Raw genomic sequence first — 14,906 nt, 5'->3', positions numbered from 1 at the left:
GATTTTGTGCAATTATTTGCTGAATAACGCGGCATTCCTCACGTTTTATGTAATAAATCCTACAGACGATGTAACAATCCGTTTAATCATGACTCAAGAGCGGCAAGCCCCCCGAGCTCACGGTTTGGCTCCGGGGCATGAATCGTGTGTATTTCTACGTTAAGGATGTCGAGTGCCGAACCTGCCCTCACTCAAACGCTTGTGCAATCTCCACCCATTGGGTATCGCCCTGCTCTGCGTGTGCGCGCTGCCCGCGTCCGCCGCCGACGGCCCGCAGCCAGGCCAGGAAGCCCTGCGTTTGCAGCAACAACAGCAGCGCGACCTGCAGCAATTACAGCTGGAGCAACGCCAGCGCCAGCTCCAGAAAGGCAGCTTCGGCACACCGACGGCCGCCCCCACTGTGCCAGCAGACAATGTCAAAGATGAACGCTGCTGGCCGCTGAGCGGCACACGCCTGGCCGGTGTCACGCTGTTCAGCAGGGCCGAGATGAATAAACACATCGAGCCCTATGTCGCCCCGTGCATGGGCGTCACCCAGATCAACCGCCTGCTGGCCGAGATCACTCGCCTGTACGTCGAGGCCGGTTATATCGCCAGCCGCCCGTACCTGATCAGCACCCCGGCTGCCGGGCAACCGCTGGATATCCATGTCGAAGAAGGCTACCTGGAAGCCATCGAACTGGCCGACCAAAGCTTGCCCGTGTCCCTGGCCGGCGCCTTCCCCGGGCTGCTCGGCAAGCCACTGAACCTGCGCGACCTGGAGCAAGGCCTGGACCAGCTCAACCGCCTGCGCTCGGTGGACCTCACCGCGGATATCGCCCCTGGCCGTGAACCTGGTGCCTCGCGCATCATCCTGCGTTCGCGCAGTAGCGCCTCACGTTGGGGGTTGGGCCTGGGAGTGGATAACCTTGGCAGCGCCGGCACCGGGCGTGATCGCAACGCCATCAGCCTGAGCCTGGACAGCCCGCTGCAGCTCAACGATTCACTCAACCTGAGCTTCAGCGACACGCTCAACCACGGCCCGCGTTACAGCCGCAGCAACAGCCTGTTTTATTCGATCCCCTACGGCTACTGGACCTACAGCCTGTTCGCCAGCCATGCCGAATACCGCTCACCGCTCAAGGTCAGCAACACCATGCTGTACAACAGCGGCCGTACCGATCAGATCAGCCTGCGCACCGACCGCGTGTTGTGGCGCGACCAGGGCCATCAACTCAGCGCCAACCTGCAACTGGCCTACAAGGACGTCGACAGCTACCTGCAAAAGGTCCGCTTGGGCATCCAGAGCCCAACGCTGAGCGTGGCCGAGGCCGGTTTGAACCTGTTCTGGCTCAACAGCGCGGTGTGGAACCTGGACGTCAATTACGCCCAGGGCCTGACCTGGTTCGGCGCTGATCGCGACGCTGACCAAGTACAGAAAAACCTGCCCCAGGCGCAGTTTCACAAATACCGCGCCAACCTCACTCAATGGCGCAACGGCCAATGGCGCACGCAACCCTGGCAGTGGCAGAGCCAGCTGTCTGCGCAATACAGCCCGGACCGTTTGCCTGCCATTGAGCAACTGCTGGGCACCGACGATTCGGCTGTGCGTGGCTACCGCGAAAACAGTGCCTCGGGCGCCATCGGTGCGGTGTGGCGCAACACCTTGCGCCTGCCGCTCAACAGCGACCTTCCGGTAAAAATCACCCCGCGCCTGGGCCTGGACAACGGTTGGGTCAAGCGCGAACACGGCGCCCCGGGCCAACGCCTGAGCGGCGCGAGTGCCGGGCTCAACCTGAGCTGGAAGAACGTGCAGCTCGACGTCGATTACCAACGCAATTTGCACACGCCAACAGGCTTTGGCCAGGAGCCGGAGGTCTGGCTGACGCGCCTTAGCTTGCAGATATGAGCGTGCAGATATGAGTGTGCAGATTTAAACCAACACCCGATTAGCCTGAAACAACCGCCGTACCTGACCACCCCAGTAGCGTTGCAACGAACAACGCACGAGGCGGCTCAGCCAACATAGAGCGAACTTACTTATGCCGACTGACACCCACACGTTTCACCTTTCACCCCAGGGCAAACTGCGCTGGGCCATCGCCAGCCTGTTCCTGCTGCCGCAGCTGGTACTGGCCGCCGGCATCACCGTGGTCGAAGGGCCTGGCGGGATACCGCAACTGCAAAACCAGCAGGGCGTGCCCATCGTCAATATCGTCGCGCCGAATGCCGGCGGCCTGTCCCATAACCAGTTCCTGGACTACAACGTCGACCGTCAGGGCGTGGTGCTGAACAACGCCCTGCAGGCCGGCCAGTCGCAACTCGCCGGGCAACTGGCGGCGAACCCGCAGTTCCAGGGCCAGGCGGCGAGCGTGATCCTCAACGAAGTGATCAGCCGCAACGCCTCGACCTTAAACGGCGCCCAAGAGATTTTCGGTAAGGCGGCCGATTATGTGTTGGCCAACCCCAACGGTATTTCGGTGAATGGCGGGAGCTTCATCAACACCCCGAACGCCAACCTGGTGGTGGGCCGCCCCGAACTCAATGACGGCAAGCTACAAGCCTTGAACACCCGCGACGCAAGCGGCCAACTGACAGTGCACGGCCAGGGCCTGCAAAACCGTGCGGGCTCGATCAACCTGATCGCGCCGCGCATCGACAGCGACGGGCGCTTGAGTGCCCGCGATCAACTGAACCTCACCGCAGGCCGCAACCAGGTCGACTTCGCCAGTGGGCAAGTGCGCCAGGTCGACCCGGCCAGCAAGACCCAGGACCAGCGCATCGACGCCAGCCTGTTTGGGGCGATGCAGGCCGGACGCATCAACATCATCAGCACGGCCGAAGGTGCTGGCGTGCGCGTAGGCGCGGTGCAGGTAGAAGGTCGTGACGGGGTCAACGTCAGCTCGGCCGGCGACCTCGACATCGGCGGCCAGGTCCACGCCAACAGCCTGGACGCCACCCGTGCCGGTGTGCGAAGCCAGCATGGCGATGTGGACTTGCACAGCGCCAAGGATTTGAACCTGGCCGCCACCGACGTCAGTGGGCGCAACGTCAAGCTCGACGCCGGTCGCAACCTGACCCTCAGTAGCCTGGAAAGCCGCAAACTCCAGGAAAAACGTGAACAGTGGGACAACAGCAACTTCCTGTTCACCTACGAAACCTACGACCGCGCCACCACTGATAAAGACTCGCGCCAGCACGGTAACAAGGTCGTAGCGCAGCAGGATGCAACGCTGTCTTCCGGCGCCAAGGCCGAGATCAAGGCCAGCCAAGTCGAAGCGGGCAATGCCTTACGTGTCAACAGCGGCGCCGACCTGCTGGTGAACGCCGCGACTGAAACCCATGAAACCCGCGATCAGGGCAACCATCGCAAACATCTGTGGAAAGCCAACTGGGATAAATCTTCCAGCGAGCAACGCAGCGTCACCAGCAGCCTCAAGGCCGGCAAAACGCTGGAGCTGACCAGCCAGCAGAAACTGCAATTGCAAGGCGCCGAACTGAAAACACCCGGCGATATTCAATTGGCCGGCCGCCAAGTGGAGATCAGCAGCGCCAGCCGCACCCAGGTAAGCCGCGACAACGCTTACTCCGGCGACCTGACCGGCGGCAGCTTCTTTGGCAAGAGCGGCGACGGCGACAAGGGCAAAACCTTGAACACCGGCAGCAAGGTCAACGCCGACGGCAAACTGCTCGTCAAGGCCGACGACGTGCGCATCAGCGGCAGCCAGGCGCGTGGCGGCAAGCAGGCCAGCGTGATCAGCGACAAAGGCTCGCTGGTGATCGACGGCGTAAAAGACACCTCCCACGACAATAGCTACAGCAACGACAGCAAGTTCTTCGGCATTTCCAAGGATGAAAGCCGCAAGCAACTCAAGGACAGCACTGTCGTGGCCAGCAACCTGCGCTCGGACAGCAACCTCAAGCTGCAAAGCGCCAAGGACATTCAAGTCAGTGGCTCTCAGGTCTCGGCCGCCGGTAAATTACAGGCGGACGCCAAGGGCGATATCAAGATCGCTTCGGCTGACAACACCACACACGACACCACCACCACTCACACCCGTGGTTTCGATGGCTACGCCAAGGAAAACGCCGAAGGCACCCGCCAGTACCGCGCTGGCGTGAGCTTTGAGGACCAGCAGCAAACCAGCAAGACCGACACCACAAAACAACAAGCTTCCAGCCTCAGCGGCGCCAACGTGGCGGTCACCGCCGATGGCAATGTGAGCATCAAGGGTTCCGGCGTCCAAGCCACCCAGGGCGATGCAATTTTGAGCGGCAAAAACGTCGAGTTGCTGGCGACCGATAACAGCACGCGCAACACCACCGACAAAACCACCACCGGCGGTGGCGTGTACTACACCGGCGGTCTGGACAAGGCTGGCAACGGCGCACAGTTCAGCCATCAAAGCAGCCACGACAACAGCAGCAACACCACCGCGCAAACCAGCAACGTGGCAGCGGCTGGCAAACTGACCATCAACGCCGGCAACACCCTCACCAGCCAGGGCGCGCAGGTCAAGGCAGGCTCCGAATTGCAGGTCAACGCCGGCACCGTCGATAACCAGGCGGCGCACAACAGCCAGACCAGTACCCACAAGGAAAACGGTTGGACCGCCGATGTCGGCGTCAATGTCGAATACAAAGGCATCACCCGACCAATCGAAAAAGCCGTCGAAGGTGTGGCCCAGGCCAAATTCCATCAACCCGGTTTGCTCGATGCTTTCGAGCAGCCGAATGTCGGGCTGGACGTGGAAGTCGGTCACACCAACAAGACCCGCACCCAGCAGGACAGCACGGCGGTGGTCAGCCAGTTCAGTGGCGCCACGGTGCAGGTCGATGTCGCCGGTAAGTTGCAGGATGAAGGCACTCAGTACCGCGCCACCGATGGCGGGCTGAAGATCGATGCCGGCGAGCATATCGCCAGCGCCGCAGCCAACACCCACAGCAGCAGCGAACAAAGCGTGGACGCCAAGGCAGGCGTGCGGGTCTACACCACCACCGGTGAAGACGTGAACGTGCGCGGCAGCGGCGCAGGCGGCAGCAGCGATGTGCGCGAAGCCAGCAGCACGGCGGTGGTCGGCAGCTACGCGGGCACTCAGGGCGTGAACATCACGGCCAAGGCCGATGCGCGTTACGCGGGCAGCCAGTTCAACGGTGGCCAGGCGGGCGTCAACCTCAAGGCCGGTGGCGAGTTGGCGCTTGATCAGGCCAGCGACACGCAAAGCACAACCAGCAACAGCCTGCGCGGTAATGGTTCATTGACCGTGGGCACCGCACCGGGCACCAACGGTACCAACGTCAACCTCGGTGCTGGTGTGCAACTGGATAACAAGCAGCTGGCCACCCAAGACAGCCAGGCGCGGGTCGCGACGCTTCAAGGCAGCGGACCGATTCAGCTCAGCAGCGGCGCCGACATGACCCTGCAAGGCACGCAGATCGCCAGCAACGGTGATATCAGCCTGAATGCCGGCGGCAAGCTGGACCTGCAAGCGGCCACCAATACGCATGTCAGCAATGGCAGCAACCTCGGCGGCGGCCTGAGCGTCGGTGCCGGAAAAACCAGTGGCGCCGACAGCAGCGCCAAGACTGGCAGCCTGAGTGCCAACTTCAATATCGGCAAGGTGGCGGAAAACGATCAGGGCGTGGTTGTCGGGCTGTTGCACAGCAAGGGCAACGTGAGCCTCTCCAGCGCCGATGATCTCCATCTGCAAGGTACGCAGATTGCCGCCAAAACGGTCACCCTCGATGCGCAAAACGGCGGCATCCTGCAAGAGTCGGCGCAATCCACCCAGGCTCACAACAGCTGGGGCGTGACCCTCGGCGCGGGTGGCAGCGGCGGTAAAACAACACGGGGCGACGCCGGTGAACACGACACACCCAAGACCCAGCTGGGCATCAATGCCCGCGCCAAGGTCGATGTGGACCACGTGCAAGGCACCACCCAGCACGACAGCCTGATCAAGGCCGATAGCGTAGCCATCAACAGTGCCGGTGATACCCATCTGGCGGGTGCGCGGATAGAGGCGGATCAGGTCAGCGGCAACGTCGGCGGGGATCTTGTGGTCGAGAGCCGCAAAGATCACGTCAGCAGCACTAAGGTCAACGTCGACGCCAAGCTTGATGTCGAAAAAAACCAACCCGGCGTGGTCAACAAGCTCGCCAAGACCACCGGCCCGCTCAAGGACAAGGTGCAAGCCAAGGCCGAGGGCGCGTTCGACAAGCATCGGGAGAAGTTGGAAAACGCCGTCGACAAAGGCACCGAGCACCTCGCTTCGGCCAAGGACAGCGTGATCAACGCCAAGGAGCGCCTGGGCGAAAAGCTCAGCCGCAGTGGCAGCTACGAGGTGAATCCTGAACCCCGTGGCGCCTTTGGCACCCGCGTGGACCAGGCCAAGACCTACCTCGCGGACAAGAAAGATGCACTGGGCACGCGCCTGTCCAGCTTCAAGGACAAAGTCTGGCCAAAAACCAGCGACAGCTACACCGTCAGCGGCAAGGACACCGCCGGCAGCAAGGTGGCCGATACCGCGCAAAACGTACTGTTCGGTGACAAGAGCGGCAACACCAGCTACACGCCGACGCTGAACCTGGACGTCAGCCACGTGGTGAAAGACAGCGTTAATCAGGCCTCGGGCATTCGCGGTGCTCAGGGCGTAAACCTTGAAGTGGCTGGCGACACACGGCTGACTGGCGCGCGGATCAGCGCCGAAAGCGGCAAGGTTGAGTTGGGCGGTTCCAAAGTGACGGCGACGACGTTGGCAGGCAGCGACTATCGCGCCGATGTCGGGCTGAACCTGTCGAAATCGCCGGTCAACCTGGCGCTGGGCGCCAAGGACGAACTGACCCAGAAACAGGACGACGCCACACGCAAGGATCAGGCTTTCAACCTTGGGCCGCTGCGGGTCGGCGGGCACAGTGACCAGCAGGAATTACAGGCGGGGATTGACCAGAAAGGCAGCTAAGTAGCATCGCCTGGGTGACAGCAGCCATGCTCGCTGCCACCCAGGCAAACATTTCTAAATGTTTCTTCATAAAGCCAAACCGTCATTAAACAGCAACATATCAGGAATTAAATCGTCACGTCTTAGACAGGTGGGCCTACCCACTTACCCCTTACCTTGAGGTGTTGTCGTGATGTTGCCGACTAAAAAAAGTCTGTCTGTATTGTTGAGCGCCCTGTGCCTGAGCGGCATGGCCCACGCCACCGACGTTACCGGTGCCGGCTCCAGCTTCGTCTACCCGGTGCTGTCCAAGTGGTCGCAGGACTACAGCAAGAACTCCAGCAACCGCATCAACTATCAGTCGATCGGCTCCGGCGGCGGCATCGCCCAGATCAAGGCAGCCACCGTTGACTTCGGCGCCTCTGACGCACCACTGTCGGCCGACGATCTCAAAGCCGGCGGCCTGGGTCAGTTTCCCAGCGTGATCGGCGGCATCGTGCCGGTGATGAACGTCGAAGGCGTGGCCGCAGGCCAGCTGAAACTCGACGGCGACACCCTGGCAAAGATCTTCCTCGGTGACATCAAGGCCTGGAACGACCCTGCCATCGCCGCGCTCAACCCTGGTGTGAAGTTGCCAAGCGCAAACATCACCGTGGTGCACCGTTCGGACGGCTCCGGCACCTCGTATAACTTCACCAACTACCTGGCCAAAGTCAGCGACAGCTGGAAAACCAAGATTGGTTTCGGCACCACCGTACCGTGGCCGGTCGGTGTGGGCGGCAAGGGCAACGAAGGCGTTTCGGCCTACGTGAAGCAGATCAAGAACTCGATCGGCTTTGTGGAATACGCCTACGCCCTGCAGAACAAAATGACCTTTGCCTCACTGAAGAACGCGTCCGGCAAGTTCGTCGAGCCTAACGCCAAGGCGTTCCAGGCCGCCGCCGACACCGCCGACTGGGCCAGTGCCAAAGACTTCAACCTGATCATGACCAACGCCCCAGGTGAAGGCGCATGGCCGATCACGGCCACCACCTGGATCATCATGTACAAGCAGCCCAAGAATGCCGAGCAAAGCCAGGCGGCGTTCAACTTCTTCAAGTGGTCGCTGGAAAAAGGCCAGGAACAGGCTGCGGCCCTGGACTACGTCGCATTGCCGGGCTCCCTGGTGTCGCGAATCGAAGATTACTGGAAGTCTGACTTCGCCCACTGATTCGCCCTACGACCGCCTTCCTCGATAACTGAGGAAGGCGCTGAGCACCTCTGATATGAACGACACGGTCCACACCCTGGTTATGACTACTCACGCGAGCGACACCGGGGGCGACCGCCGCGCCGCCCGCGATCAACGCCACGACCTGTGGTTCAAACGCTCGATGTTCGGTGCCGCCATGCTGGTACTGGCGCTGCTGGGCGCCATTGCCGCCTCGACCCTGTGGGGCGGCGGGCTGGCGTTCAAGACGTTTGGTTTCGGTTTCATCACCAGCACCGAGTGGGATGCCGTCAATAACCACTTTGGTGCCGTGGTGCCGATTTACGGCACCTTGGTCACCTCCTTTCTCGCCTTGCTGATTGCCGTTCCGGTGAGTTTCGGCATCGCGATTTTTCTGACTGAAGTTGCACCGCCCTGGCTGAAAATGCCGGTGGCCTCGGCGATTGAGCTGCTGGCCGGTATCCCGTCGATCATCTATGGCATGTGGGGTTTGTTTGTGTTCGGGCCTTTCATGGCCGAACACCTGTCGCCGTTGATCAATGACTACCTGGGCGCCCTGCCCTTTGTTGGCTCGCTGTTCCAGGGGCCGCCACTGGGAATCGGCATGCTCACCGCCGGCATTGTGCTGGCGGTGATGATCATGCCGTTTATCACCTCGGTGATGCATGAGGTGTTTCGCAGCGTGCCCACGCAGTTGAAAGAATCCGCCTACGCCTTGGGCAGCACGACGTGGGAAGTGGTGTGGGACATTGTTCTGCCTTACACCCGCTCGGCGGTGGTCGGCGGTATCTTCCTCGGCCTGGGCCGCGCCCTTGGCGAGACCATGGCGGTGACCTTCGTATTGGGTAACGCACAACAGTTTTCCGCCTCGTTGCTGATGCCCAGCAGTTCCATCGCCTCGGTCATCGCCAACGAATTCAGCGAGGCCTACACCGACCTGCATCGCTCTGCGCTGATCGCCTTGGGTTTCCTGCTGTTTATCGTGACCTTCGTCGTGCTCGCGCTGGCGCGGCTGCTGCTGATGCGTCTGTCGCGCAAGGAAGGGCTATGAACGCCAACGAACGCCTGTACCGCAAACGCGCCGTTAAAAATGGCGTGGCCATGCTCCTCAGTTGCGGCGCCACCGCCTTTGGCTTGCTGTGGCTGACGTGGATTCTGCTGACCACCATTATCAACGGGTTCCAGGCCCTGAACCTGCGCCTGTTTACCCAGATGACCCCACCGCCCGGCACCGAGGGCGGCCTGGCCAATGCGTTTTATGGCAGCGCGTTGATGTCGGCTATCGCGTTGCTGATCGGTACGCCCATCGGGCTGATGGCCGGCATCTGGCTGGCAGAGTTCGCACGCCACTCGCGCCTGGGGACTACGGTGCGTTTCATCAATGACATCCTGCTGTCCGCCCCCTCGATTGTGCTGGGTTTGTTCATCTACACCGGGGTCATCCTGCCGCTGAACCTGCTGACCAATCATCAGGTCGGCTTCTCTGCCATCGCCGGTGCGCTGGCGCTGGCGCTGCTGGTGATTCCGGTGGTGGTGCGCACCACCGATGAAATGCTCCAGCTACAACCCTCCACCATGCGCGAGGCGGCCCTGGCACTCGGTGTACCGCAGTGGAAGCTGACGCTGCAAATCGTGCTGCGGGCGGCCAAGGCCGGCGTAGTCACCGGCATTCTGCTTGCCCTGGCGCGCATCACCGGGGAAACCGCGCCGCTGCTGTTCACCGCCTTTGGCAATCAGTTCTGGAGCAGCAACCTGCTCAAGCCGATCGCCAGCGTGCCCGTGGTTATTTTTCAATACGCCATGAGCCCGTTCGACGACTGGCATGCACTTGCCTGGGCCGGCGCATTGGTCCTGACGTTGTTCGTGCTGGTACTCAGCCTGGCATCCCGCCTGATTCTTTTACGCAATAGGTCTCACTGATGGACGCCACCGGCATTGCTCCCGACAAAACCAAAATCCAGGTGCGTGGGTTGGAGTTCTTCTACAACAACCAACGCTCGCTCAAATCCATCAACATGGATATTCCGGAAAAGCGCATTACCGCCATCATCGGGCCTTCGGGCTGCGGCAAGTCCACCATGCTGCGGGTGTTCAACCGCATCTACTCGATGTACCCCAAGCAGGAAGCGCGCGGCGAAGTGCTGCTCAACGGCGAAAACATCCTCGCGCCCGGCTACTCGATGAACCGCCTGCGCAGCCACGTAGGCATGGTGTTCCAGAAGCCGGTGCCGTTTCCGATGTCGATCTACGACAACATCGCCTACGCGGTGCGTCACCACGAAAAACTCTCGCGCCGCGAAATGAACGACCGCGTCGAACAGGCCCTGCGCGGCGGTGCGCTGTGGGATGAAGTCAAAGACAAACTCAACCAGAGCGCCCAGAGCCTCTCCGGCGGCCAGCAACAACGGCTGTGCATCGCCCGCACCATCGCGCTGCGCCCGCAGGTGCTGCTACTGGACGAACCAACCTCCGCCCTCGACCCGATTTCCACCGGGCGTATCGAACAGTTGATTACGGAATTGAAGGCGCAGTACACGGTGATCATCGTGACCCACAACATGCAGCAGGCCGCGCGGGTGTCGGACAGCACCGCGTTTATGTTCATGGGGGAATTGATTGAGCATGGCAAGACCGATCAGATCTTTACCACGCCGAAGATGAAGCAGACGGAGGACTATATTACGGGGCGGTTTGGCTAAGGCCGGACAACGAGCCGTCTCTTGGAGGCGGTTTTTTACCAGCGCCAAATTGCAGGCAAAAAAAAACCCGGAAATCCTCACTTGCGTGGGCCTTCCGGATTTTCTAAACCGCCAAAAATGGTGGGTCGTGTGGGATTCGAACCTACGACCAATTGGTTAAAAGCCAACTGCTCTACCAACTGAGCTAACGACCCGCTGTGTGGTGGCGCGTATAATACTGATTTCTAAGGATTATTCAACACCTTATTTTAAATAAATCAGAAATAACGCGTTGGGTCCGCAATTGCGGCGTTTTTGAAGCCTTCTGCTCGCAGTCTGCAAGCGTCACATTTCCCACAGGCACGACCGGAATCGTCTGCCTGGTAGCAGGAAACTGTCAGCGCGTAATCGACGCCCAGTCCTACGCCAGCCTTCACGATGTCTGCCTTGCTCATGTTCTGCAGCGGCGCCTGAATGCGGAATCCCTGCCCTTCCACTCCGGCCTTGGTCGCCAGGTTGGCCATGCGTTCGAATGCCTCGACGTATTCCGGACGGCAGTCCGGGTAGCCGTTGTAGTCGAGGGCATTAACGCCAATGAAGATGTCGCGGGCTTTCAATACTTCGGCCCAGCCAAGCGCGAGGGACAGGAATACGGTGTTGCGCGCCGGCACGTAGGTCAACGGAATGCCTTCGCTGGGCGCTTCAGGCACATTGATGCTGCTGTCCGTCAGGGCCGAGCCGCCGATGCCGTTGAGGTTGAGGCCGATCACCTTGTGCTCGACCACGCCCAGCTCACGGGCAACACGCTCGGCGGCGTGCAGCTCGGCGCGGTGGCGTTGGCCGTAGTCGAAACTCAGGGTGTAGCAGCTGTAGCCTTGGGCGCGGACCATGGCCACCAGCGTGGCGGAATCCAGACCGCCAGAGAGCAGGATGACCGCGCGCTTTTGCTCGGTCATGTCAGCGCCCCGGCTCGTCGTTCCACAGGTATTTGTGCAACTGCAATTGCAGGCGCACCGGCAGGTTGTCCGCCACGACCCAATCGGCCAGGTCGCGGGCGTTGAGGTCATGGTGGCTCGGCGAGAACAACACCTCGCCGGCACGGCGGTCGAGGTTGTACTGGATCAGCTTGGAGGCCGCCCAGTCATAGTCATCCCGCGAACAAATCACGAACTTGACCTGATCGTTGGCCGTCAGCAAATCCATGTTGTCGTAGAGGTTGCGGTGCGCTTCCTTGGAGCCCGGGGTCTTGAGGTCGACCACCCGGCTCACGCGCGCGTCAACCGCGGAGATATCCAGGGCGCCGCTGGTTTCCAGTGAAACCTCATAGCCAGCGTCACACAGCCGCTTGAGCAACGGGATGGCATTCGGCTGGGCCAGGGGCTCACCACCGGTCACACAGACGTAGCGCGGCTTGAAGCCGGCAACCTGCTCGATGATGTCGTCGAGGGTGCGCACGGTGCCACCGCTGAAGGCGTAGGCGCTGTCACAGTATTGGCAACGCAACGGGCAGCCGGTCAACCGTACAAATACGGTAGGCAGGCCAGCGGTACGCGTTTCACCCTGTAACGAGTAAAAAACTTCGGTAATACGTAATGTGTCTTGCATAGTCGCCACGGGCGTAACAGCTAAACAGGCTGTCCGCCTCCGTCAGGCACTTCAAGGAACCCCGCCAACGCGTAGGCCCCAAAAAGCGTGTTTCATAAAAGGGCGTGGATTCTAACGAAAAAACCCGCGCCAGGCGCGGGTTTCTTCTAAACGGGTTGCATCGCTTACAAGCGCTGCAGATCCCGCTGGGCCAACTGGGCTGCGGAGGTACCCGGATATTGGGCAACCACCTGTTGCAAAATGCCTTTGACCTTGTCGGTGTGACCCAGGCGGCGTTCTACATCAGCCAGTTTATACAGCGAGTCAGGCACCTTGGCATGCTTTGGGTACAGCTGGCTGACCTTGGCAAATGCCTGGCCTGCCGCTTGCAAATCACCCTTTGCCAGGTTCACCTCACCCAGCCAGTACTGGGCATTGCCCGCGTATTGGCTGTTAGGGTATTTGCGCAGGAATGCGGTAAAGGCCTGGCTGGCCTTATCGAAATCCTTGGCTTTGATCAGGTCAAAAGCTGCGTCGTAATACAGCTTTTCCTTGGCCGGATCACCCGGTTCGCTGCTGGCAGTAGGCGCTTGGCTAGCCGCTGCGCCTGCTGCTGCACCACCGGCGGCAGCGCTTGGCGCGCCACCGGCAGAAGAATTATCAGGAGTTGCGGCAGGTGTTACGCCGGCTCCAATGCGTCGATCAAGATCCTGGTAACGCTCCAGGCCTTCTTGCTTCAGCTGGTTCACTTGGTTCTGCAAGATCTCAATGGTGCCTTGTTGCTGCGACAATTGATCCTGCATACGTTGCAGCTGGTTGAACAGTTCGCCCTGTGCCGAGGGAGCGGCAGTTGCCGGTCCCCCAGCATAGGCGCCGTTCGTGCCATAACCCGCTGGCGGATAACTGCTCCCGCTATTGTTATAGCCAGAGTTGCTATCTTCCACAGGAACCGCAGCCCACACCGCAAGCGGTGCGAGGCTGAGAGCCAATACAGTTAGAGCACGACGGCACGTTCGCATGACGAATTACTTACGCAGTTCGACGCGACGGTTTTGAGCCCACGACTGTTCGTCGTTGCCAGTTGCAACTGGACGCTCTTTACCGTAGGAAACCAGTTCCAGTTGGCCTGGAGCAACACCTTGCAGTACCAGGTAGCGTTGAACGGCTTTCGCACGACGCTCGCCCAGTGCCATGTTGTACTCACGAGTACCACGGGCGTCAGTGTTACCTTCCAGAACAACGCGAGCGCCGTTAGCTTTCAGGTCCTTCGCGTGAACGTCCAGAGCGCGCATGGCTTCTGGCTTCAGGTCAGAACTGTCGTATTCGAAGTAGAAAGTGGTGATAGCGCGCAGAGCAGCTTCTTCGCTCAGGGAGCCGTCAACTGCACCAGTGTTAGCGCCGTAACCAGCGTTTGGATCAACAGCTGCGCCTTCACCGGCATTGTCGCCGCCTTTAGACGAGCAACCAACGGCTACGGACAGAGCCAGAGCCAGAGCAGCAAACTTACCAAACTTCAGCATTTCCATCGTGAAACTCCTAATGAACCCCAGTGTGTTAAGCAATTCTTTTTGTAGCGCCGCGTCAGTTCAGGTAAGGGGACCAGGATGGTTCTCTGACTTCGCCTTGTGCGGTAGGAAGCGGGAGCCTTACGCGTCCATTAATGGACACGAGCATCAAGACTCCCCGGCCCTGCTGGCGGGTGGCGTAGATTACCATGGTGCCGTTGGGCGCAACAGTGGCTGACTCATCAAGGTTGGTATCTGTGAGGATTTTTACCGTTCCACGCTGCAAATCCTGGGCCGCAACCCGGAAATTAGTGAAACCATCCTGACGGTGAATCATCACCAACGTCTTTTCATCGGCCGAAAGCTTAGGGTTGGCATTGTAGTTACCAATAAAGGTCACGCGTTCCGCGCCACCGCCACCTACGCTTGTTTTGTAGATTTGAGGCTTGCCGCCACGGTCGGAGGTGAAGTAGATGGTCGAACCATCCTTACCCCAGAAAGGTTCGGTATTGATGCCCGGGCCACTGGTTACACGGCTGATCTGGCGCGAAGCCATGTTCATCACGTAAATGTCCGGGTTGCCGTCCTTGGACAGTACGAACGCCAGGCGCGAACCATCCGGCGACCACGCAGGGGCACCGTTGAGGCCTTCAAAGTTGGTGATCTGCTCACGACGACCCGTATCGATGTGCTGCACGAAAATGCGCGGGCGGCGCTGTTCGAACGACACATAGGCAATACGCTTGCCGTCCGGCGCGAAGCGCGGCGACAGGATTGGCTCACGCGACTGCAGCAAGGTCACGGCGCGGGCGCCGTCGTAGTCCGAACGCTGCAAGGTGTAACGCGTGTTGTCTACGGAGAAACGCTCAGCCGTTACATAAAGCAGACGTGTCGAGAACGCACCCTTGATACCGGTGAGTTTTTCAAACGACTGGTCCGAGATGTAGTGCGCCATGTCCCGCAGTTGTTCGGCGGTGCCCGATACGCTGCCGGTCAAGACCTGCTGCTC

General features: G+C 60.3%; 11 protein-coding genes and 1 tRNA gene. 6 read left to right on the top strand and 6 right to left on the bottom strand.

The features are described from left to right. Positions 1 to 172: 172 nt before the first annotated feature. The 6 genes from FEM54_RS08400 to pstB all read left to right on the top strand — a co-directional run bounded on the left by FEM54_RS08400 (position 173) and on the right by pstB (position 10,829). Positions 173 to 1,888, top strand: a complete 1,716-nt coding sequence (locus FEM54_RS08400; RefSeq protein ID WP_138450401.1) for a ShlB/FhaC/HecB family hemolysin secretion/activation protein — start codon at positions 173 to 175, stop codon at positions 1,886 to 1,888. A gap of 133 nt (positions 1,889 to 2,021) precedes the next feature. Next, positions 2,022 to 6,941, top strand: a complete 4,920-nt coding sequence (locus FEM54_RS08395; protein WP_138450400.1) for a hemagglutinin repeat-containing protein — start codon at positions 2,022 to 2,024, stop codon at positions 6,939 to 6,941. A 172-nt stretch (positions 6,942 to 7,113) separates the two neighbouring features. Next, entirely contained in the window at positions 7,114 to 8,130 is a 1,017-nt protein-coding gene (gene pstS, locus FEM54_RS08390; protein WP_017139136.1) for a phosphate ABC transporter substrate-binding protein PstS, read from the top strand. A gap of 55 nt (positions 8,131 to 8,185) precedes the next feature. Beyond that, positions 8,186 to 9,181, top strand: a complete 996-nt coding sequence (gene pstC, locus FEM54_RS08385; RefSeq protein WP_017139135.1) for a phosphate ABC transporter permease subunit PstC — start codon at positions 8,186 to 8,188, stop codon at positions 9,179 to 9,181. Then, positions 9,178 to 10,050, top strand: a complete 873-nt coding sequence (gene pstA / locus FEM54_RS08380; RefSeq protein ID WP_138450398.1) for a phosphate ABC transporter permease PstA — start codon at positions 9,178 to 9,180, stop codon at positions 10,048 to 10,050. Before pstC ends, pstA begins: the two co-directional genes overlap by 4 nt. After that, positions 10,050 to 10,829 (top strand): phosphate ABC transporter ATP-binding protein PstB, encoded by a 780-nt coding sequence (gene pstB, locus FEM54_RS08375; RefSeq protein WP_017139133.1) that lies wholly within the window; start codon positions 10,050 to 10,052, stop codon positions 10,827 to 10,829. The genes pstA and pstB overlap by 1 nt, the downstream gene beginning before the upstream one ends. 118 nt (positions 10,830 to 10,947) lie before the next feature. Here the strand turns inward: pstB and FEM54_RS08370 are convergent. The 6 genes from FEM54_RS08370 to tolB all read right to left on the bottom strand — a co-directional run. Next, positions 10,948 to 11,023, bottom strand: a tRNA-Lys gene (locus tag FEM54_RS08370). A gap of 63 nt (positions 11,024 to 11,086) precedes the next feature. Next, complete coding sequence (gene queC, locus FEM54_RS08365) at positions 11,087 to 11,764, bottom strand: 7-cyano-7-deazaguanine synthase QueC (RefSeq protein WP_099549396.1); 678 nt, start codon at positions 11,762 to 11,764, stop codon at positions 11,087 to 11,089. A 1-nt stretch (position 11,765) separates the two neighbouring features. Then, positions 11,766 to 12,413: a 7-carboxy-7-deazaguanine synthase QueE gene (gene queE, locus FEM54_RS08360; RefSeq protein ID WP_017139819.1), complete on the bottom strand. Its 648-nt coding sequence runs from the start codon at positions 12,411 to 12,413 to the stop codon at positions 11,766 to 11,768. A 164-nt stretch (positions 12,414 to 12,577) separates the two neighbouring features. After that, positions 12,578 to 13,411: a tol-pal system protein YbgF gene (ybgF, locus tag FEM54_RS08355; protein WP_138450396.1), complete on the bottom strand. Its 834-nt coding sequence runs from the start codon at positions 13,409 to 13,411 to the stop codon at positions 12,578 to 12,580. A gap of 6 nt (positions 13,412 to 13,417) precedes the next feature. Next, complete coding sequence (gene pal, locus FEM54_RS08350) at positions 13,418 to 13,918, bottom strand: peptidoglycan-associated lipoprotein Pal (protein WP_003193861.1); 501 nt, start codon at positions 13,916 to 13,918, stop codon at positions 13,418 to 13,420. A 55-nt stretch (positions 13,919 to 13,973) separates the two neighbouring features. Further along, on the bottom strand, positions 13,974 to 14,906 hold a 933-nt coding region (gene tolB / locus FEM54_RS08345), incomplete at its 5' end, for a Tol-Pal system beta propeller repeat protein TolB (RefSeq protein ID WP_138450394.1).

Origin of the sequence: Pseudomonas edaphica, assembly GCF_005863185.1 — a bacterium.
GTDB lineage: Bacteria > Pseudomonadota > Gammaproteobacteria > Pseudomonadales > Pseudomonadaceae > Aquipseudomonas > Aquipseudomonas edaphica.
The sequence above is the reverse complement of the archived record's forward strand: the minus strand, read 5'-3'. Positions and strand labels throughout refer to the sequence as shown.